General features: G+C 60.3%; 19 protein-coding genes and 5 pseudogenes. 10 read left to right on the forward strand and 14 right to left on the reverse strand.

What is annotated here, in order from left to right; translation table 11 throughout:
• Window positions 1-504 precede the first annotated feature (504 nt).
• Both CWO89_RS49595 and CWO89_RS49600 read right to left on the reverse strand, forming a co-directional pair.
• Window positions 505-654, reverse strand: a pseudogene (locus CWO89_RS49595) (P27 family phage terminase small subunit); the annotation flags it as partial.
• 121 nt (window positions 655-775) lie between these two features.
• Window positions 776-985: pseudogene (locus tag CWO89_RS49600) on the reverse strand (hypothetical protein); the annotation flags it as partial.
• A 653-nt stretch (window positions 986-1,638) separates the two neighbouring features.
• Here CWO89_RS49600 and CWO89_RS21470 point away from each other — a divergent pair.
• Window positions 1,639-2,460 (forward strand): alpha/beta fold hydrolase, encoded by an 822-nt coding sequence (locus tag CWO89_RS21470; RefSeq protein WP_130580735.1) that lies wholly within the window; start codon window positions 1,639-1,641, stop codon window positions 2,458-2,460.
• A 150-nt stretch (window positions 2,461-2,610) separates the two neighbouring features.
• A pseudogene (locus tag CWO89_RS21475) lies at window positions 2,611-4,048 on the forward strand (IS1182 family transposase).
• A 309-nt stretch (window positions 4,049-4,357) separates the two neighbouring features.
• Here the strand turns inward: CWO89_RS21475 and CWO89_RS21480 are convergent.
• Window positions 4,358-4,555 (reverse strand): hypothetical protein, encoded by a 198-nt coding sequence (locus CWO89_RS21480; protein WP_130580737.1) that lies wholly within the window; start codon window positions 4,553-4,555, stop codon window positions 4,358-4,360.
• 707 nt (window positions 4,556-5,262) lie between these two features.
• On the opposite strand from CWO89_RS21480, the gene CWO89_RS21485 reads away from it, so the two are divergent.
• The 4 genes and pseudogenes from CWO89_RS21485 to CWO89_RS48000 all read left to right on the forward strand — a co-directional run.
• On the forward strand, window positions 5,263-5,502 hold the full coding sequence (locus CWO89_RS21485; RefSeq protein WP_130580739.1) for a hypothetical protein: 240 nt from the start codon (window positions 5,263-5,265) through the stop codon (window positions 5,500-5,502).
• A 442-nt stretch (window positions 5,503-5,944) separates the two neighbouring features.
• Window positions 5,945-6,739: an IS110 family RNA-guided transposase gene (locus tag CWO89_RS21490; RefSeq protein ID WP_130580740.1), complete on the forward strand. Its 795-nt coding sequence runs from the start codon at window positions 5,945-5,947 to the stop codon at window positions 6,737-6,739.
• A 394-nt stretch (window positions 6,740-7,133) separates the two neighbouring features.
• Window positions 7,134-7,574: a hypothetical protein gene (locus tag CWO89_RS21495; protein ID WP_130580742.1), complete on the forward strand. Its 441-nt coding sequence runs from the start codon at window positions 7,134-7,136 to the stop codon at window positions 7,572-7,574.
• 548 nt (window positions 7,575-8,122) lie between these two features.
• Window positions 8,123-8,309 (forward strand): annotated as a pseudogene (locus CWO89_RS48000) (hypothetical protein); the annotation flags it as partial.
• Between the two features lie 655 nt (window positions 8,310-8,964).
• Here the strand turns inward: CWO89_RS48000 and CWO89_RS21510 are convergent.
• The 9 genes from CWO89_RS21510 to CWO89_RS21555 all read right to left on the reverse strand — a co-directional run bounded on the left by CWO89_RS21510 (window position 8,965) and on the right by CWO89_RS21555 (window position 15,755).
• The gene (locus CWO89_RS21510) at window positions 8,965-9,720 is read right to left on the reverse strand and encodes a F0F1 ATP synthase subunit A (protein ID WP_130580748.1); all 756 of its coding nucleotides are present in this window, start codon (window positions 9,718-9,720) and stop codon (window positions 8,965-8,967) included.
• 1,276 nt (window positions 9,721-10,996) lie between these two features.
• Window positions 10,997-11,230, reverse strand: a complete 234-nt coding sequence (locus CWO89_RS21525) for a hypothetical protein (RefSeq protein ID WP_130580751.1) — start codon at window positions 11,228-11,230, stop codon at window positions 10,997-10,999.
• A gap of 83 nt (window positions 11,231-11,313) precedes the next feature.
• On the reverse strand, window positions 11,314-11,580 hold the full coding sequence (locus CWO89_RS21530) for a hypothetical protein (protein ID WP_130580753.1): 267 nt from the start codon (window positions 11,578-11,580) through the stop codon (window positions 11,314-11,316).
• A 45-nt stretch (window positions 11,581-11,625) separates the two neighbouring features.
• Window positions 11,626-12,132 (reverse strand): hypothetical protein, encoded by a 507-nt coding sequence (locus CWO89_RS21535; RefSeq protein ID WP_130580755.1) that lies wholly within the window; start codon window positions 12,130-12,132, stop codon window positions 11,626-11,628.
• Window positions 12,133-12,169: 37 nt separating this feature from the next.
• Window positions 12,170-12,406 carry a hypothetical protein gene (locus tag CWO89_RS21540; RefSeq protein ID WP_130580756.1) on the reverse strand — a complete coding sequence of 79 codons (237 nt, stop codon included), beginning with the start codon at window positions 12,404-12,406 and terminating at the stop codon, window positions 12,170-12,172.
• Window positions 12,403-13,431 carry a DUF3631 domain-containing protein gene (locus CWO89_RS21545; RefSeq protein ID WP_165421267.1) on the reverse strand — a complete coding sequence of 343 codons (1,029 nt, stop codon included), beginning with the start codon at window positions 13,429-13,431 and terminating at the stop codon, window positions 12,403-12,405. Before CWO89_RS21545 ends, CWO89_RS21540 begins: the two co-directional genes overlap by 4 nt.
• Window positions 13,373-14,998: a hypothetical protein gene (locus CWO89_RS46015; RefSeq protein ID WP_165421268.1), complete on the reverse strand. Its 1,626-nt coding sequence runs from the start codon at window positions 14,996-14,998 to the stop codon at window positions 13,373-13,375. The genes CWO89_RS21545 and CWO89_RS46015 overlap by 59 nt, the downstream gene beginning before the upstream one ends.
• A 144-nt stretch (window positions 14,999-15,142) precedes the next feature.
• A complete protein-coding gene (locus CWO89_RS21550) occupies window positions 15,143-15,328 on the reverse strand; it encodes a hypothetical protein (RefSeq protein WP_130580758.1) in 186 nt (61 codons plus the stop codon).
• Between the two features lie 55 nt (window positions 15,329-15,383).
• On the reverse strand, window positions 15,384-15,755 hold the full coding sequence (locus tag CWO89_RS21555; protein ID WP_130580759.1) for a hypothetical protein: 372 nt from the start codon (window positions 15,753-15,755) through the stop codon (window positions 15,384-15,386).
• Window positions 15,756-15,840: 85 nt separating this feature from the next.
• Between CWO89_RS21555 and CWO89_RS21560 the strand changes: the two genes are divergently transcribed.
• On the forward strand, window positions 15,841-16,257 hold the full coding sequence (locus tag CWO89_RS21560; RefSeq protein ID WP_130580760.1) for a hypothetical protein: 417 nt from the start codon (window positions 15,841-15,843) through the stop codon (window positions 16,255-16,257).
• A gap of 63 nt (window positions 16,258-16,320) precedes the next feature.
• Here CWO89_RS21560 and CWO89_RS21565 read toward each other — a convergent pair whose 3' ends face one another.
• Window positions 16,321-16,785: a hypothetical protein gene (locus tag CWO89_RS21565; RefSeq protein WP_130580761.1), complete on the reverse strand. Its 465-nt coding sequence runs from the start codon at window positions 16,783-16,785 to the stop codon at window positions 16,321-16,323.
• Window positions 16,786-16,919: 134 nt separating this feature from the next.
• A complete protein-coding gene (locus CWO89_RS21570) occupies window positions 16,920-17,501 on the reverse strand; it encodes a Bug family tripartite tricarboxylate transporter substrate binding protein (RefSeq protein ID WP_245476429.1) in 582 nt (193 codons plus the stop codon).
• Window positions 17,502-17,664: 163 nt separating this feature from the next.
• On the opposite strand from CWO89_RS21570, the gene CWO89_RS21575 reads away from it, so the two are divergent.
• The 3 genes and pseudogenes from CWO89_RS21575 to CWO89_RS21585 all read left to right on the forward strand — a co-directional run.
• Complete coding sequence (locus CWO89_RS21575; protein ID WP_130580762.1) at window positions 17,665-19,236, forward strand: winged helix-turn-helix domain-containing tetratricopeptide repeat protein; 1,572 nt, start codon at window positions 17,665-17,667, stop codon at window positions 19,234-19,236.
• 46 nt (window positions 19,237-19,282) lie between these two features.
• Window positions 19,283-19,954: a DUF4286 family protein gene (locus CWO89_RS21580; RefSeq protein WP_130580763.1), complete on the forward strand. Its 672-nt coding sequence runs from the start codon at window positions 19,283-19,285 to the stop codon at window positions 19,952-19,954.
• A gap of 251 nt (window positions 19,955-20,205) precedes the next feature.
• A pseudogene (locus CWO89_RS21585) lies at window positions 20,206-20,530 on the forward strand (FAD-dependent oxidoreductase); the annotation flags it as partial.

A 20,530-nucleotide genomic window follows, 5' to 3' on the forward strand; every position in this document is an offset into this window, starting at 1 on the left:
GGGCGGTTCACGATGGCCACGAGCGATCCGAATTCAACAGGATGCAAGCGTCACGACGGCTAAACCGGCGATAGCGGTTGCGCGCGACCAAGTCATATATCGCGTCGCGGTCACCCGTGGGATGAATGGGAGGACCCATGTCCACTGCCAGCGCGGAAGCCTCGCGCGCAATGCGCAGCACGGCTTCGGATTTTAGATGGGCCTGGCCGTTCGCCCCTCGCCGACGCTGCTCGCCCGCGCCAACGAGGCGAGCGAGTAGCAGCAGCTTGCCGATGTCTCTTATGGGGTCATTCGGCCGACTCAGTCGGTTCCTGCCGACGGTTCAGATCCCGCTTCGCCCCGAAAAGCGGACCTGAGCCTGGCTCGCCAAAGCCGCGCGTCGAGGTTGGCCGGACTATCTGAGATTCAAACCCCACTGTCGCAACACACGGCGACAGGGTGAACGGTTTAGGCGCCTGACTAGCCCTCCAGCTAAAGACCACCAATTAGGGAAATGCGCCTCGATCAGCTTCCAAGCAAGCCATCGAACTTCGACGGCGGTGGCGGCGACTTGATGCCGCTGAGCCGCAGTCGCCCGGACGGCGTCAAGCCGAACTGAGCACCGATACGCCGCGAATCGGCCATCGCTTGGCTCGCGATGCGCAGCAGCGGGTTCGTAACCTCCCGCGCTGCCTTTGATCGTCAGCGCATGGCCACGCTCATCCTGCTCGGCCATTCGTTGGATCGCCTCCTCGGCCTGTCTGAGCTGAGCGGCTGCGCTGCAGTAGGCGCTGAACGGTCCGACATCGAGAACGGTGAGTAAACCGAGTCGAAACAATTCGGGCGCCAGCTGATGCCACATTTCCTTCGCGTAGGCATTCAGATGCTCGGGCGGCGGCGGACATTCCTCCGCGCGTGCAGGCTCGGGCGGAACGCGGACGCGGCGCTTGAACGGGTTGCCCTTGAGTAGGCGTAAATGCGGACCTTCAGGCGGCGGACCGGGCATAACAGCCTCCGTTACTCCGTGATGCCGGACAGATTACCACGGTTTGCTTCGCACCGGGGTAGCTATCGGGCCGTGCAAAAGTCCGCTCGTGAAGTCACAACAGACATTAGCTGCTCGCTCTGGATACTTCCGACTCTGGCTGATGCTGTCGAAAAAGTCGAAAATTGAGGGGCTCCGAAAATCTCGCAAAGGTCAGGTTTTGGTTGTCTCGGTCGGCGTAAGCCTCTGCAGGGTATACGAGGGTCTGTGATCGTTTTGCCGCAATTCGATGTGGTCCCTCACATTGCTCCGCATGGGACGCACCAGTGGGCCGACAAATTTCGTTCGTTAGCCAGAAAAGACTTTTTCGACAGCATCGACCCGTACCGGAAGTCGCACCTGCTGGCGGTTAACACGCCACAGCGTCAAGAAGGATAAAAGGTTGGATGCTGCGAATGCAGATCCCTCATTTCTCGCTTGAATTCGTTTCACTTCCATGGGCGCTGGACATTGCATAAGTTCGAGGGGTTGCGGCCTTAGGAGGATCTTACGCCCGATCAGGCGCGCGAGATTGTCCGATCGTATGAGCAGCTCTGGCAAGCGTGAATAAGTCGAGAATTCTTGATCAGAGCTTTCGGATCAAGTGAGACATCTCTTTCACAGCAGGAGTCACCATGAGCGCGGCGGTTACGAAGGATGATGCGCGAATCTTTTACAAGGATTGGGGAAGCGGACAGCCGGTGGTATTCAGCCATCCTTGGCCGCTCAATGCCGATTCCTGGGACAACCAATTGTTCTTCATCGCCTCGCGGGGCTATCGCGCCGTCGCCCACGACCGACGTGGCCATGGCCGGTCTAGCCAGACCTGGCATGGCAACGATATGGATACCTTTGCCGATGATCTCGCAGCGGTGATCGAGGCGCTTGACCTCAAGAACATTATCTTAGTTGGCCATTCAATGGGCGGCGGTGAGGTGACGCGCTATATCGGGCGATATGGTACCGAGCGCGTGGCCAAGGTGCTGTTGGTGGGTGCAACCCCACCCTTGATGCTCAAGACCGAGGCGAACCCGGATGGCTTGGCGCTCTCGGTCTTCGACGGCATCCGGACAGGCCTTAGCGCCGATAGGGCGGATTACTTCAAGGACCTCGCCGTTCGCTTCCTCGGTGCCAACCGGGACGGATCGAGGATTTCCCGAGGGATGCTGGACGAGTTCTGGCTGCAGGCCATGCAGAACGGGCTGAAGGCCGTCTATGACTGTGTAAAAGCCTTTTCCGAGACAGATCTGACGGAGGATCTGAAGAAGTTCGACGTGCCGACGCTATTCATTCATGGCGACGATGACCAGACTGTGCCAATCGAGGTGACCGCCCGCCTGGCGTCAAAGCTCGTCAAGAATGCCAGGCTCAAGGTTTATGCGGGCGGTAGCCATGGCCTCCCTGCCACGAATAGGAACGAATTCAATGCCGACCTTCTGGCTTTCGTTCAGGAGTAGCAAGGCGCAGCAGCTCAACGATCAGCAGTTGGGCAGGGCGGCGTAGTCCGCGAGAGGAGCCAATGTCTCCTACTGGCCCAGGGTGTGTGAAAACGCTCTGTCTAAAGTGATTCGCGCGGTAAGATTCCCGCTGATTTCGCGGGGCATCAGATGAAGCGCTTTGTCGAAGGGTTGGATCGCGGGCAGAGCACACTGTTTCCGGCTTCGCTCGACGAGTATGTGACCGAGGACAACCCGGTGCGAGCTGTCGACGTGTTCGTCGACAGTCTCGATCTCGACAGGCTGGGGTTCGTGGGTGTCCAGCCACTGGAGACCGGCCGACCCAGCTATCACCCCGGAATCATGCTCAAGCTCTACATCTACGGCTATCTTAATCGGGTTCCGTCGTGCCGGCGCCTCGAGCGGGAATGTCAGCGCAACATCGAGCCGATCTGGCTGACGGGGCAGCTGGCGCCAGACTTCAAGACCATCGCGGATTTCCGCAAGGACAATGGCAAGGCCATTCAAGAGGTCTGTCGCGAGTTCGTGGCGCTGTGCCGCAAGCTTGATCTGTTCAGTGAAGCGAGCGTCGCCATTGACGGATCAAAGTTCAAGGCTGTCAATGCGTGGGACAAGAACTTCACCGAGGCCAAGATGAGGAGACGTCTTGAGCGGATCGATGAGAGCATCGCTCGCTATCTCTCTCAGCTTGAAACCGCCGATCGACATGGCGATGCGGTGCCGGAGGCGAAGGTTGAACGGTTGAAGGGCAAGATTGAGAAGCTTAAGGAGGAGATCGTCCGACTTAACGCTATCAACGTGGAGATGATGAAGAGCGAGGACAAGCAGATCTCGCTCTCCGATCCTGACGCGCGCTCGATGGCGACAAGTGGCAAGGACACTGGCATCGTTGGCTACAACGTGCAGATTGCAGTAGATACGCAGCATCATCTCATCGTGGCTCACGAGGTGACCAACGTCGGCAGCGACCGCCACCAACTCGCCAGCATGGCCGACCAAGCTCGTGCCGAGATGGTTGTCGAGACGCTCAACGTCGTTGCCGATCGCGGCTACTACGATAGCCAAGAGATTCTTGCTTGTGAGGCAGCTGGCATCACGGTCACATTGCCAAAACCGCTGACCTCTGGTGCAAAAGCCCGCAGGTCGTTTTGGCAAGCAGGACTTCATCTATGTTGCGGCGGAGGATATCTATCGCTGTCCTGCCGGTGAGCGGCTGACATATCGCTTCACTGTCGAGGAGCATGGCAAGATGCTCCGCCGTTACTGGACGACTGCTTGCCGCACCTGTGCACTCAAAGCTCAGGGCACGACTGGCCCCGAACGGCGTATTCCGCGTTGGGCGCACGAGGCTGTGCTGGAGAAGGTTCAGCAGCGGCTCGATCAGGACCCCAACAGGATGACCTTACGCCGGCCGACGGCGGAACATCCGTTCGGGACCATCAAGGCCTGGATGGGGGCGACGCACTTTCTGATGCGAAGACGACACAAGGTAGCAACCGAGATGGCGCTTAATGTGCTCGCCTACAACATGAAACGCGTCATAGCGATCCTGGGCTGCAGACCACTGCCGCAGGCGATTCAAACGTAAGCGACACATGTAGCGGCGCCGGAGAGTTCAGAACCCTCATTGCCACCCCGATCGAGGCCGCTAAACCGATGCCGAGCATTCTCGGGCCTGTCACTTACAAAGGGGTTCTCACACGCCTGGACGGCCTCTAAGCGGCTGTAGCGAGGCAACAAATAGACGCGTCTCCATATTGCATGTCCATGACCACTCCATCTTGATATTTCCGCGAGCGGTCCACGTCGCTTTGGCAGGTTCATTGACTTAGATCAACCTCGAGCGGCTATAGGAGCGCAGCTTATAAAGCGGCCTCAGGTGTTTGGGCTCGCCACGTCAAGGAAGGCATGACCGCAGGACTGACGCACCGTGCTCGGAGTACTCATCGCGCAGCTTGACCAGCCCGATGTCGCAGCCGGCGTCTTGACGACGTTGGATCCGCGCATCGCGGGGCAGCTCGAGCGCCGCGCCGCCGCGGCGTCCATGACCGTGGCGGATTTTGCCGCGGGTGCGGTTCGCGAATTCGTCGAACATGCCGACGATGATTTGTGGTTTCAGTTGCTTACGATCGTTCGAAAGTCTGATGATCCAAGCCTCACAGCGGTGCAGACCATTTTGACGTGGGTCGTTGCGGAGCGATAGGCGGAGCGTTCCGAGGCTGACCAAGGTGGTCGAACGCGGGCGGCGCCGGCTTGCGCGCGCACGGGGAGCCCGACGTAAGAGCGCACATCGCGAGCACGGCAGGCACCGGAGCCCAACGAATCCACCTCTGGCGCGGAGCCGAAAAAACGTAATGCCACCTGAAACCCCGGCTCTCGGGGGTAGATCGGACTTAGCATGGCCGAACTTCCGACTTCTGCTGCTGGGCCCTAACGCGAAGGTCCGAGCGCACCCTGAGATGGTCCCTCATAGGGGTAGACCGGCAGTAACCGGCCGACTTCCCAAACGACGCTCTTGACCCTGACGAGAGTTAATTGTTCGTAAAGGCTAGTCATTCCGCCACGTGCGCAAGCACGGAGTCGAGCGGCGGCCGTAGCATTCGCCAACAAGAAGAGTCGTGTTGCCTGTGTGCATAGACCGTGGGTTCTCCTCCGGGAACAGGCGACGGCCAGTCCGAGTGATGCCTAGAAGACGCCTGGAAAAAGTCGTGAACAAGGTAGCAGATAACGCTGCAAACCTGCGACTCAAGGCTTTGCCTGTTGGGCTTGGGGCTTTCATCACTCGACCTGGGGAGGGTTGTGATGGACAGACTGAAGCACTCGCTTGAAGACCGTGAAGCGCCAACCTGCCCAACCTGCGGCAGCGAGATGCAGTGGTGTCGATCGGAGCTTGTTAGATTTGTCCCCGCAACCAATCTGCATCTGTTCAACTGTCCGACCTGCCTTCTGTTGGCAGAGTCAGAGACGGTTAGCGAGCCGGTTCAGGTATCTCCCGACAACCTCGCGGTAGCCGGTTTCCGGTTTTTTGCCCTGGCGGCATAGGGGGCAGCGGTTACGAAGCGCGATATGCCGCTGTTACGTCGGGTCTAAGAGAAGACCGCGGCTAAATTGGCTGCCGAGATGCGGGCTGCCCTGCCCTCGATGTTTTTCCGGCGTCTATGAGCCGGAGCGCGTCGCCGCGGCCCGCGAGGGCGACGGCCTGCAATCGCCGGGCAACCAACTCGCCCTTATTCGCGCCAGCCGAAGCCGACCATTGAAACCAGTGTTGAGGCCATGACACTTGTCGTGCTGAGCGTGTTCGACCAGCACGCGCGGGGAAAATAACCGTCGGCGACGCCTGATCTCGTTCCAGCACTGCTCGTCAGGCGCCCGGCAAGTTGATCGAAGAGGACAATTGCTGCGATGAACGAGTCCGGTGAGGGCCCATCGCGACGGATTTGGCAGGTCTCGCTCAGGCCTCCTTTCGCAGGCGAGCTGCCGTGATTTGCTCGCCGCGAGCATTACGGCTTGTGACCCTGGCTGTTCCGATGCCATAGGCATCGCCCGTATCATGCAATGTGGATGGTATAAAGAAGTGCGCGTCAAAGACCTCGACAGTCACGCGGTCAGGGCGCTTCTCGTCAGCCGCGCTCTGCTCGTCAAGATCAAACGGGATCTTGAGAATCAAGTCCGCGGGCTGCTCAAGAACCTTGGGCTTGTTATTGGCCCGGCGAAGATGAACACATTCGCATTGCGTGCCGAAGAGCTCACCGAAGAGCGGCCGGAACTCGCCGTTGCGGTAACGCCGCTACTCACCGCCCGAGTGGCCATCGCGCAGCAGATTGCGGATCTCGACCGCATGGTCATGAAGCTCGCACGCAACAATGCTCAAGTGCGACAGTTCATGACGGCGCCTGGCATCGGCCCTGTCACGGCTCTTTGCTTTCTTGCAACGATCGATGACCCTAGGCGCTTCAAACGGTCAAGAAGCGTCGGAGCCTATGTCGGATTAACGACCCGACGGTACGCTTCCGGCGAGATCGACTGGACGGGTCGAATCTCGAAGTGTGGCGACAAGATGTTGCGCAGCTATCTCTACGAAGCAGCCAACGTACTGCTCACCCGTGTAGCAAAATGGTCGGCGCTCAAAGCCTGGGGCATTCGGCTTGCGAAGCGAAGCGGACTGCGCAAAGCCAAGGTTGCCGTTGCGCGAAAACTTGCCGTCATTCTGCACCGGATGTGGGTTGATGGCACCAACTTCAAATGGTCATCAAAGGAGACTGCCGACCAAACAGCATAAGACTATCGAATCCCGCCGACCGCTGGCGGGAGCCAATGTCCCTGCCGGGACGCTGGCGTTGGTGCGATAGCCCCTGGCTTTGCGATGCTCAAAAGCAAGCGCGCTTCACACATTGATCCGCCAGCGTCATCCTACGCCATTATGCGGAGGGCATGCCCCTACCGCGGAGAGAACCATGAACCCGGCAAGGATGTGTTTGGAGAGTCTTGGCCGCAGGCCCGGAATTAGAGAACAGCCAAGACCCGCAACAGACATCCTTCCTGTGCGATTGAAATGGCCCGCAACTCACGCAAGTGTTGCTGACCTATTGGGAATATCCGATTCAATTGACGATCTGCTTGAAAAGCATATGCTCAAAACGGGGCTGTCCCATCGCACTCGATGAGGTGCAAACATGGCACGGTTACCTCAACTAGCCACAACAGCACTCGCTCTTTTTGCCGCGACCACCCTCTTATCCGCAACAACCACACCTGCCTCCTCGCACGATTGCAGCGATCATCACGATTGGGCTGATCATGAAGAGGACACCAGAAGTGATTTGCGCGAACGCCTGATGGAACGGCTCCAAGCTCGCCTTGAACGGCGCGAGTTGATCAGGGACCTGCTCCGGGATCAACGCGACAGCGGAATGGATGAGGATCATGGAGGACAGCGCCACCGGCTTCGCGATCGGATAATGGAGAGGCTTACAGGTGATGATGATTTACGCGATCGGTTGCGCGAAAGGATCGCGGAGAGGCGTGGCGAGGAATGCTATTTCATAACCAGAAGTCTACGCGACGAAGACGGAGACTTCCTGGTCATCGTTCGCAGGCGTATCTGCCGCGATTAGCCAAGTCCAGCCAGCAACGAGGAGAAATAGAATGAAAAAGGTCCTTCTTGTGGCGATTGGGATTCTACTCGCGCCCCCGCCAGCTTATAGCCAAGGCCGCACCGACTCGGGCGATCGCCATTCGTCATATGGCACACGTGACCACGACCTAGACGAAATATTGGGTGGTCCCGGCGATGAAGGCTTCGCTAGACGCATGCGGCGCGGAAGCGGGTTTGGCTTCTTCATGCGCGCGGGCGATGCGACAATCGCCGTTCGATGTGATCCGAATGATAGTATGAAGGCTTGTGTGGAAGCGACCACGACCCTGATCGAAAAAGCCCGCTCTTCGGTGCCGTCAACAGGCACCCCCAGCCCATCACCAGGTACGTCGCCATCTCGCCCGTAGCAAATTATTAAGAGAGGCGGACTTGCCGGCGGCCCGCCTTTCAGTTCGTTGAACCTTCGTTGCTTCAACTCTGTGCGGGCAAGCCCTTTGACCCGCGCAATGCGTGCCAACAGAAAAAGGGCGTCGCAAAATTGGGGCAGAAAAAAATGGAGGAAGCAATATGACGCAGGCCACTGTGACAAAAGTTGCCATTGCGATTTCGACCTTTGCCTGTGCGGCGCTGCTCTCCTTCAGCTGGTCTGAGCAGCGCGGCGTGACGCTGTCGATCGAAAGCGCCCAAGCGCGGATCGGTCGTCCGTTGACCCCCGTGAGCGTTGCAGGCGTTGCGCGTCGACAAAACCGGCGGGCTGCGTACGGTTACGGGGCCGGCGTCGCAGGCGCCGCCGCGGTCGGCACGGCTGCCGCCGTCGCCGCCACCTCACCTAACTGGGGCTGGGGAGGTAGCCCTTACTACACAGGCGCAGGCTATAATGGCGGCTACGGTACTGGCGGCTATTACGGCACTTATGGCGGCTACCCTGGCGGCTACGCCAACCGCAGCTACGTCACCAGACGGCCAACGCTATTTCCGCGCTACTACGGTGGCTATGGCACTGGCGGCTATTACGGCGCTTATGCCGCTGGCGGCCCCCCTGGCGGCTATTACGGCGGCTACGCCAACCGCAGCTACGTCACCGGACGGCCAACGCTGTTTCCGCGCTACTACGGCGGCGGCTGGGGCTGGTGAAACGAGGGCTTTGCGTTCGGAAGTGGTCAGCTACTATGCAGGCGGCCCCTACTACGGCGGTGGAGTTTGGGGGGCCGGGGAGGGCTTACTACGGATACGGCTGTCGCGGCTGGTGATGCTTGCAAGCCCGGCGCCTTGAGCGGAAGCCAAAACGGCTTGTAGTATCTCTTGTCCGGGAGGACTCAAACAATCGTTTCCTGGTCCAAGCTTGCTGTCACTGAGCGAGCAAGCAATTGGAGTTTGCTGCTAGAAATTGCTGAGCCGATCCCCTTCGCCTAGTGTCCTCCATGAAGGGCGTCGTTGAGATAGATGCAGGTCAGGATCGCAAATACGTAGGCCTGCAGAAACGCCACGAGCAGCTCAAGCGCAGTCAGCGCAACCGTCAATGCCAGCGGCGCGACACCGCCGAGCCAGCCGATCGCGCCGAACGAGGTACCGAGCAGGACCACAAAGCCCGCGAACACCTTCAGCGTGATATGACCGGCCAGCATGTTGGCGAACAGACGTACGCTATGCGACAGCGGCCGTGTCAAGAAGGAAACGATCTCGATCGTGACGACTAGCGGCAAGATATACATCGGAACGCCCGGCGGCACGAAGATTTTGAAGAATTTCAAGCCGTTCTTGTAGAAGCCATAGATCAACACTATGAAGAATACGAGCAGCGCGAACGCGGCCGTGACGATGATCTGGCTTGTTACCGAGAAGGTGTAGGGAATAATGCTAATCACGTTCACGACCAAAATAAACATGAACAGCGAGTAGATCAGCGGGAAGAACTTCATGCCTTCGTGGCCGGCGATGGAGCGGATCATGCTGGCCACGAACTCGTAGCTCAATTCGGCCACCGCCTGGAAACGGCCGGGAACGAGTTGCCGGCGTCTCATGCCAACAATCGCCAGCAACCAAATCACCGCCACCGAGAGCAACATGTAGGCTGAGGAATTAGTGAAGGCGATCGTTTGGCCGCCGATGCGGCCGATTGTGAAGAGGGTGTTGATGTTGAACTGGTGGATTGGATCTATGGTCATGCGCGCGCTGTCCGCTGGACCGGCCCTCTCCCCAACAGTAAGCCTCGATCGATTTACGTGCCCTGTGTTGATCTAGGTCAAGGGCACCCGATCCATACTGGCCTTCCCAGTAGACGTTTCATTGCGTCAAAGGTCACTCCATCGCATCGAGCAGGCGCAATTTCGAGATTGCTCAACAATCCTGACCTACTTCAATCGGGCGATGAGGCCAAATCAATCAAGTCGGATCATGCGCGGCAGGTCCAATCACGACATTGGAGGTCGCACTGCCGAGTCATTGTCGGTCGGGATGAGATCGGGCTCTGGCCATCCTCGACATCGTCGATGATATGTCGGGCTACCAGGTTCCGCTTGGTTCATCAGGCGAAGCCGCCATCTACACCGAGCATTTTCACGAATGGTCATTGCTGCGGAAAATTCTTCTGCGGATGCGAAGCTGGCAGAACTACGTCTTTTTCGAGTCCCTCTAGGTAGGACCGCACGACTGCCGCTTAGTTGGCGAGATGAGATGCGGTTGTCGCGGCGCATGAGTCCGGTTATGGCCGATTGTGTTGAAAAAGTCCTCGCCGCCGTCGGGGCCAATTTTTTAAGAGCCGCTGATGCGTTTAACGCAGTCAGACACAGTGGACCACGCCAACTCGAACAAAATCGATCAGCGACTTTCTACTTTGCATGACGAACGCATTCTCAGAAGAAATCAGCCGCCGGCAAGCTTTTGCGAGAATTTTGCCTTGGTAGCATTTTCGACTTTTTCAACACAATCGGCCCTAAGCGGCGGTTTCCGCGATGACCGCAATCCTTCAGCTCTTGGGAGCTAAGCGGACACGCCTCGCTGGGGAAAATTTCCTCCAACCTGCGGCCGTTAAAGTTGCGGCGCCGCCGCGCTGGAACTCGAAGGACCTTCGGATTTTCAGCACCTCCCCCCCCCCCTTGAACGCTGGCCGCGACCAAAATTCCCGGTCTCGAAACTTTTGCGTACCGATGGTTGCTTTGGCGCCGTCGGCGGACAAATCAGACGTTGCAAGCTCACCGAGGGGGCCGGCACATGCGGCGAGCTGCTTACGACGCGCGGGCTACCGTCGAGATAGCCGCGGCTTCTGAACAGGGCTTCCAGCACCAGGAAGACCTTCTCTGCGAGCATGGGCCGCTCTCGCGGTTTGGCCGGCTTAGTTCACGCTGCGCGTCGACGGCAGCGCCGGCAAGTCGATCGCCTGCCTGCGGTCGAGGTCGACCAGCGCCTGGCGCAGCTCGATTCGAGCCGCCAGGCGTAGAGCGCTCACGGATTATTTGGACCCCGCGCAAACTTCGCATCGTCCTCGGCCGTGATCGCGGCGAGCTGCAGCGCCTCGGCGAACTGCGCTTCGCTCAGCCCGGGATAGCGCGCGTAGACGGCTGATCGGAAAGTCCGGTAGGCGGCGGCTGGATCATCGTCGACGGCATCCGCGTCAGCCTGCCGCTGCATGGCTGCGAGCATGAAGGCGGCGACGTCACGGGAATCGTAGGTGGCCACCATATCCTCCTTTCCGGAGGAGTTGATAATATCACCTCCTGAATCCTTTCCCGAAATGGTGACAATGTCACCGTTTAGGTCGCTCACCCCCTCCGCCTCGCCGCATCGGCGACCATCTCGTAATACGCAAGACCGACCGCGCCGGGATCATCGGCGCGCTCCGCATCGAGCCAGTTCGTCCTCACCATGTATTCGACCACCAGGCAGTCAAACGTCGCCGGTGCGATCCGCTCCCCGTCGCGCTGCCGCTTCCGCCGCCAGCGCCGCTGCTCTTCGCGGTGACCCGAGCGCCGCCGCTCGGCTTTCTCGGCCGGCGATGGTGGCGGTTTGTGGGGCAGACGGCGCAGCATCAGTCGTCTTCTTCCCGCTCCTTCAGCACGAGACAGAAAGCTCGATCAAACGCGCGATATTACCGGGCCGCTGCTATGCCGCGCGTCGAACCGGTACCAGGCGTAATTGTCCTTGCCGGTGTGCGGGGAGCCCTCGATCCACTTCACGCGCCCGATAGCCACGATGTCCGAACACGAAACCATGAACGGTGCCGCCTGTTTGGTCTGCGCCCAGTCGGATTCCAGCAGCAGCCAAGTCGGCGCGATGCGCTGAAAGTGCACGATCAGCCGGTGCAACACCGTGCGGGTGAACGGCGGGTTGGTAATGTTCACAGGGGCTCCGCCATAGGAATCGACCGCGAGCGCGTCCTGGCCGGTGCGGATATCGCCTTGCCAGACGCACTGCAGGCCGAAGGATTCCAGGTGCCTGATCAAGTCGCCGCTGCCGCAACACGGCTCTGCGAAGAAACGAACGCCGCGCAAATGTGGAATCAGCGGCAGTGTCGCCGGCATCGGCGTCACGTAGAAGTCGCGCTCGCGGCGCTCGAACTTGTTTGGTGATCGCTTGCCCATCGCTTCACTGCCTGGTCTTGCGCTCGATGTTGCCGGATTAGTCGACCTCGTAGACCTCGCCGCTGCCGCGGCAGTGGAGCGAGATGCCGGGCATGCAAGAGCAGTCCTGGTGGTCGTAGATGCCGCAGTCCGGAACGTGCTCGATCACGCTGTGCACGACGCGGCCGCGCAGCTGACGCAGCTGGCCATGGGCGGTGATCAGGCGCTGCAGGCAGCCGACTCCCTGCCGCTTGCGGATCCTGGCGCGCTCGGCGCGACGGTCACGGCGATTCATGGCCGGTCCTCCCGCGTCCAGGTCTCGAACAGGGACCGCAGCACGCGGTCAGACTCGGTCTTCAGGGCGTTGGCCGGAATCCCGTTGCCGGCGAGTCGGCGGCCGATCTCGCGCCGCAATAGATCCTCTGGGACCTCGTCCTGCAGCTCGGCCCAGTCCGAGATCTCGAAGGTGAATTGATCGATGGCACGCTGGCTGAGGCCGGGCCAGGCTCCGCCGTTTCCGGCCTCCGGTCCCGGCTCAAAAGGCGTCCCTTCGCTATTTCCCCCCTTTGCAGCCGTCCATCCGTCCGGAGGCCCGTCGTTATTGGCTTTCTTGAATTTTTCATCCGTCCAGCCGTCATCGGGGCTGGACGGTTCGAAAATGCGAGAAGTGCCCATTTCATCGCATTCCGGACGGATGTGCGGTTCGGAAGGGGAGAGATAGCGTGTGAAGGCGTCTTCGAACTGCCAAAGCACGTACCCACGGGCGCGATCCGTCTCCGGGCCAATACGCTCCGGGATGATGCCCAACGGCTTCAACAACCGGGCCAGCTTGTTCGCGGTCAACGGCTTCTTGTTCCGACCCATCTCGCCCCATGGCCGAGATTCCAGCGCGACCAGGCGCTGGACCAGATCCGCAGATCGGATCGTGTTGTGCCTGTTGTCGGGCTCGCGGAAGAGTTCGGGATCGGCAAAGACGTCCCGGATATCCTCAAGCAATTGTTCGAGTTGGGACGCCTCGTCACCGCCGTTCTCCTGCGCCGCCGTGGCCGCGGCGTCGATGCGCCCCGGCCATGGACCGCCGATCACCGTGGCAACCATCTTTAATGTGCGCCAATTGTCGCGCTGGCGGTTGCCGAGCCGCTTGGGCAATTCCGGGTCCGCGGCGCCGACCTCGACCGCGTGATCCTGCGCCCAGCGCGCCGCCTTCCGGGCCAGCACGTCCAGGTGCCCGACCCGGTCAAGCCGGAATGACTCGATTGCCTCATTGGTATCGTTGGGGCGGCGGCGGCGCAGCTCGATCAGAATCGAACGGTCGGACAAAGTCCCCGGCAAGGCCCCGATTGAGGCGAGGACGCAGGGCGCCGAAAGTCGAAAACATCCGCGGCTCGTGATCGTCGCCGGCGGTACGCAGGACCGCGCCGCCCTTGCGGTGACCGCTATTCAGAATCCCCCGCAGCGAATCGTCGCCTTGGCGGCCCCAATATGTGTCGGCCTCATCGCACAACAACGTGGGGCGGAATTTTTCAACCGCCCGGAAGATCGCGCTCGAACTCACGTTCGAGGCCAGCAACGGACGCGGCACCAGGCGCGACGCCGCATCCAACATCGTAGACTTGCCGCAGCCCTTGGTCGCCGACATGACGGACAATCTCGGCGAGATCAAAAAACATTCGACCAGGTGCGCATGCAGAATCCAGCACGCCGCGGCGTGCTTGGCGTGATCATCCAGAACGACGTATTGCCTGATTGCCGCCGCGATGGCGTCGGCGACCTCGACGCCGTCAACCTCCTGATCCCACGGCTTTGGCTCGGAAAGCACCACGGCACGGCCCTGTAGGGCATCGCCGCCGCCAGAAACGCGGTCGCGCTCGGCCTGCACCAGCCGGTCGAGCGTTTGCGCACGACAGCCCATCCGCTTGGCGGCGCCAACGCGCTCCCGGTCGTAATCCGCCGGCCGCAGCTTCGCGAGTCTTGCGATCTCAACGCCATCCGCGTCCGGCCCCACGCCGTCCGGTGAAGCGCCCTCGGCGGCGCGATCCGCCATGGCCTTCTCGATCTGACGGCAGGCATATGCGCGCGGATCTTCGGGCCGGCTCAACAAGTGTGTGCTGATGCCGTTGGCAGGATCGATCAACACCTTGATGATCTCGTCGATCGACTTTCCCTGATCGAGCGAGCCGTTGATCACGCGCCACACCGCGCGACTCTTGTCGCCGCCATAGCTCGCGCCACATCCGTTCTTGATGAGATCCGCAAGGCTGCGATCAGACGCCTTGCTGTCTTCCCCGCGGAATAGCGGCGACTGCTGCTGCTGTTTGTTGGCCTTCTTCGCAGTATCAAGCTCGGTCAAAACCTCGTCGGCGATCAAATCGAGATCCTTGAGCTGATTGAATTGGGGCGCGAGCTGATCGCCGGTAACGGTGATGAAACGCGTGCAGTTGCGATAGATCTCGCAAGCCGCGCCGTTCGCAATTGCAAATTTGCGGTGGACCATCGCGCCATTGCCGGTGCCGAGAATTCGAAGTCCGGCACCGGAAGGCGTGACCTCGCTGTAGCTGCCGCAACGCTCGACAAGTTGCCGCGCCCATTCGTGCAGGATGCCGGTCGCGCTATCGCGGCAGTCGTCGAGATCGAAGGCGACAATGTTGCTGCCCAACAAAGCGAAGGCGATGCCGTCGAAGCCGCCCTGCTGGTAAGCCTGCATCGCGGTCTTGAGGGCCGACCATGTCGTTGGATCTTTGCTGCTGGCTTTCTTCGAAGGCCAGTCGGCGCGGTACGGAACCTTGGTGGGCTTCTTGCCCCCGATCGCTTCCTTGCGCCAGACCAACCAGCGCGCTTCGTTGGCCAGCGGTTCGAGACAGGGCGGGATGATAATAGGATCTGGCATTGGCCCGACTTCCCACATCTCTTGTGTGAGGGACCAACCGGGCTTAAATTCGAGGTGTACATGACGACCCCGACCTCTTGCCCGGTCGGTTTACCAAGAGCCCCAGACGCCCTAACGGTCGGCGTCTGGGGTATTTGTTGTTGTTCAGGCTGATTTGATTTCGGTGTCGGTGCTGGAGACGAAAACCAGCTTCGGTGGTCCCTTCAACCGCGCAAGCTCGACCTTCATTTTGTCGATAAAGCTTTTGACCTGCATGTCATACGGCAACATCTCGTTCACCAAGATCTGCAGTTCGAGCAGTTCGATCTTCTCTTGGGCTTTGGTCTTCATCTTTGCTCCTCCAAAAAGAGGGGCGCCGCCGTGGGCGACGCCCAGGGTCGGTGACTTACTCAGCCGCAACCGCAAACGACGGCGGTGCCGTCATCACATCGATTCGCGCGAGGAAGCGGTCAGCCCCACCGCGGCGGATGCAGGCGTCGATCCAGGCGTCGCTGACCGGCTTGGCGGGCTTGTCGCGGTGGGCGACCACGTTGACATACGCAATCGAGACGTCGGCGAAGGCGCAAAGTTTCTGCTTGGTGTTGGCGACGTCGTCGAGAGAAGCGCGGCCGGCGTGAACGTCGGCCACGATCTGCGCACGCTCAAACTTCGTCAGGCGGGCGCGGCCGTCGTTCTTGGCCGTGTTGGCCGTGCGGTTGCCATTGACGGCGTGGTACAGCATTGCTGCCGCCGTAGTTCCGTTGTAAAGCTTAGTCATTGAGATGCCTTTCCCCCCGGCCCGCGGCCCTACCGCGGCGCCGGGTTTTTGTTGTCGCCAGTTTTTTGAGACCCTCCGCGCAGGCTTGGCGACATCGCCCGCGCGGCGGGATCGGTTATGCGGCCACTTCGGCAGCGGTCGCCTTCTCGCGCTCGGCGCGCCATCGCTCGCTCGCCTCGATGGAAATCAAGCGCCGCTTCCCCAACATCATGCAATCGGGTCCGAGACCGAGCTTCAACAACTCGTAAAACAGGTCCCGGCCGATATTGTGCGACTGGCAAAATTGGTCGACGACAACGCGAACGTCGGCGGCGCTGTCGCAAACGGTGGCATGTTGATCTCGCGCTGGCGCTTCGGCGGTGCCGTTTTCTTGCGCGGCTTCATGCGCGACTTCTTGCCCGGCTTCCGTTTGGCCACGTTGGTTCGATCGCGGGCCATGGGTGGTCCACCTCCTTATCTTCTCTATCGCTTGGGGTACGTTGTTGTCGGCGTGGGAAGATGATGCGCCTGCAGACGCGGATCGCAAAGCTAAAGACGCGGATCGCAACGCTAGAGGTAAATAGCGCTATTGTTTTTTGAGGAGATCGCGCCGCTCAAGCACCGGGAAGACGATCAAGTCCCGGATCGTCTGCCAACTTCCTTCAGGCCGCTTCAGAAACTCCACCGCGATGTGCTTCGCCGCTGTCTGCGGACGCCGCCATTTCTTCTGTGGGTTCTCGTCGAGAAAGCGGCTGTAGCGCTCTTGCGTCTGCTCGATCTCCTGTTCGTCGGGGAGAAGCTGCGACTGCCCCTTATCGCTTCGCGGTTTACGCGTCTTGCGCGGCTTCGGTGCTGCTACGGGCCGTGGAGCAGAATCGCCAAGATCGAGAGGGTGCGGCCGCCGTTGAGGCTTCGGCTTTGGCTGCGGCAGCTTGGCGAGCGCATCCATCATCCGCTGGATCGCAGTCGCTTGCTCAGGCGTCACGGACTGCACGAAGGGAGGATCGTTGGGTGGCGGCGCTTGATGTGCTGCTTTCTTCTTCTTCGGCATCGGCCAGCCCCGGCGTTCTCGTCGGCCCACGAAGCTGGCGCGGTGTTGTGGCGATCTCTTGTCGGTGGCTGTCGGTCCTTGTCGCCCGGTGTTTTAGGACCTCGCTAGGACTTATTGTGAAAAAGCTAGCAATATCAAAGGGAAAATGGTCCTTGATAGGGCACGTGAAGAAAATCAAAGGCCGCGGTGCGGGCCAGCATCGCACCGAGGAAATGCAGCGCGGTGCCGACACCTGCCGTACCGTAGGTGGCCTGCTTTGGGTTGGCGCGGCACCAGGTGACAAAATCTGCAAGCGTCCTTACATCTCCCGGCACTTTCGGACCTACCGTCAGCAAAGTTGGGGTTGAGGCAACGGTCGATACCGGGGTGAAATCCCGCGGCTCATATCTGAGTGTCTTGTAGACGTGCGGAAAGAGCATCATGAATCCAAGCGGGGCAAACAGCATAACCGTTCCGTCGGCGTCGGCAGTCTTAACCGCCTCGACCGCGACACGGCCGGCTGCGCCAGGCCGGGTCTCGACGACGATGCTTTCCGCATAATCGGTCATCTGGCCGGCAATCAGCCTTGCCAGCGCGTCCTGCAACCCGGGCGTGAAGCCCGTCAGTATATGCGCGGTCTTTGCAAGTGGTTGTGCCACGGCGCGCGGCACGAGACCCGCCGCGGAGAACGCGACACCGGCCGCCGACACTGTCAACAAGTCACGACGTGTGATCATCAACTGTCTCCCCCGACCTAGTCCCACTGGGACGAATTCTACCTTTGGATGTACCACGGCCAGGATAGATAGACTTGGCCACCGGCTTACTTTTTCCTTATCGTCGGCTTACTCTTGCGAGCAGGCTTGGACACTTCCACCATTGGCCGTGCGGACAAGTCGCTTGCGCTATTTTTTTGAAGATTTTTCATTTGATACCGCCCGGCGGGAGCTGCGTCGCGGCTCGGATGTCATCGCTATTGCGCCCAAGGTATTCGACTTGCTTGGCTATCTGATCGACAACCGGGACCGCGTCGTCAGCAAAGACGATCTCATAAGCGCCATCTGGCAAGGCCGCATCGTTTCGGATGTGGCTCTAACCACGCGCCTGAATGCTGCGCGCAGGGCGATTGGCGATTCCGGAGACGAACAGCGCCTCATCAGAACCTTTCCCCGTAAGGGCGTCCGTTTCATCGGCGCGGTGCACGAAACGGCTGGACCGGCGGGCGCAACGGTGCCGGGCGGCTCGCCGAAACCAGGCTTTGCCACTCCTGATAAACCCTCGCTGGTCGTTTTGCCGTTCACTAATCTGAGTCCTGATCCCGAGCAGGAATATTTCGCCGACGGCGTGACCGAGAGCCTGACCACGGATTTGTCGCGCATGGTCGGGATCTTCGTGATCGGCCGCAACAGCGCTTTCTCCTACAAGGGCAAGCACGTCGATCTGAAGCAGATCGGTCGGGAACTCGGCGTTCGCTATGTCCTCGAGGGCTCCGTGCAGCGTAGTGGAAGCCGCATGCGTATCAACGTCCAGCTCATTGATGCCGAAACCGGCAATCACCTGTGGGCCGAACGGTTCGACAAGCCGATCGCCGATCTCTTCGACATGCAGGATGAAATCGGAGCGCGTCTTGCCAATCAGCTTGGAACGGAATTGGTCACGGCTGAGGCGCGGCGGGCGGCGCGGGCGCCGCTTCCGGATTCGATGGACCTGTATTTCCAGGGCATGGCGTGTGTGAACCGGGGATCGGACCCCATCAACCTCTCGCAAGCGCGCAAGTTTTTCGAACAAGCCCTATGCCTGGATGCCGGCAACGTCGAGGCGATGGTCGGCACGGCATTCGTCGATGCCATGCGGGGAACGTCCATGCAGACCGGCGACCGGGCCGCTCGCCTCCAGGCGGCCGAAAAGTCCTTGACCGAGGTCCTTGCGCACGTGCCCAACCACGCCATGGCGCATTGCCTCCTTGGCGTCGTTCAGATTTTTACCAAACGTGCCGCTCAGGGCATCGCCGAATGTGAGCGCGCGTTGGCGCTGGATCGAAATCTGGCCACCGCTTACGGCTGGATCGGGCTTGGCAAATGTTATCTCGGTCGGGCCGAGGAAACTGAAGCCTACATCATGCAGGCATTTCGGCTTTCTCCCCGTGACAATAGAGCGTTCACCTGGACGACCAATGCGGGTGTCGCGCAGTCATATCTTGCGGCCGATGAAGCTGCCGCCTACTGGTTCAAGCGGTCCATCGAGACCAATCGGAATGTCGCCGCATTCGTTCACGTCTATCTCGCCGCGGCGTTGGCTCATCTCGGGCGGATCGAGGAAGCGCGGGCTTCGGTACAGGCGGGACTGGCCATCGATCCCAATTTCACTATCTCCCACTTCCACGCCTGTGCGCCGACAGACAACTCGACTTGCCTCGCGCAGCGCGCACGGATCGCCGAAGGTATGCGTAAAGCAGGGCTACCGAACGGCTGAACTGGCGGACGATAATTCCGCAGTTGGAAACTTCTGGAGAACACTAATGCCCTTGGCCGGAAAAGGCATGCTGCTGACGTCGATGGATATCGATCCCGCCGACGAGGCCGATTTCAATCGTTGGTACGACCGCGAGCATCTGGAAGAGCGCGTCGCCATCGATGGCTTCCTGGAGGCGCGTCGCTACGTCGCACATGAGGGAAAACCGAAATATCTGAGCCTCTACTCGACTGAGACCTTCGAGGTGTTGGACAGCCCGGCCTACCGCACCGCACTCGCCAACCAGACCGAATGGTCCAGGGCCAAGATCGCGCGCTTCAAGAACATGATCCGCGGCGTCGCGCGCATCACCGTCAGCCGGGGCACCGGCCGCGGCGCGGCGCTCGGCATCATCCGGCTTCGTCCGCCCGGCGACGGCAGGGACAGACTGCGCGAAGCGCTGCGGGACCAGCTCGATCCCACCAAGCTCGATGGGATCATCTCCATCCACTTGATCGAAAACGACCCTGCCCTGTCGAAGCCGCTGACATCAGATGCGTCGAACGCCGCCGCGGGCGCCGGCGACTGGTTCGTGCTGATCGACGCCACCGATGTGAAGGCCGTCCCGGCCGCTGCGGCGCTGGTGGCTGACAACGCCGCCTACAAGCCGCTGATGATCTCCAGCGGCATTTACCGGCTGATGTGGGACCTCGCCAAAAGCGACCTACCTCGCGCGTGATCCGCGCCGGCGGTGTCACGAATTGTTGCACCGCCGCATAATCTTCATTGAGCCCAACGCCATACGCGTAGCTGCAGCGCGCGAATGCCTGATGTCGCGCAGAATTGGCTTGTGTGCCCGATCTGGAATGGCTCTAATAAGAGACGTCTATGATGCAATTGGAAAACCAGAAGAACGCCCGTCCGTTGAGCGTTCGCAGGCAAAGATAAGGCCGCGCATCTGACTTTGGGTTCCGCGCGGATAAGGTAGGAATGAAACCGACTGATATCTCGGCGCCGGACTACTTTCACAAAGTAGTCGACTGCCAATGGGCCTGCCCCGCACATACACCGGTTCCCGAATATATCCGTTTGATTGCCGAGGGGCGTTACAGCGACGCCTACATGATCAACTGGAAGTCCAACGTGTTCCCCGGCATTCTGGGGCGTACGTGCGACCGTCCATGCGAGCCGGCGTGCCGCCGCGGCCGCGTCGAGGAGAATCCGGTCGCGATCTGCCGCCTGAAGCGCGTCGCGGCCGACTTCAAGGACGATATCAAGCACCGTTTACCACGGCCCGGGCCGAAGAACGGCAGGC

It is taken from the genome of Bradyrhizobium sp. Leo170 (assembly GCF_004296405.1).
GTDB lineage: Bacteria > Pseudomonadota > Alphaproteobacteria > Rhizobiales > Xanthobacteraceae > Bradyrhizobium.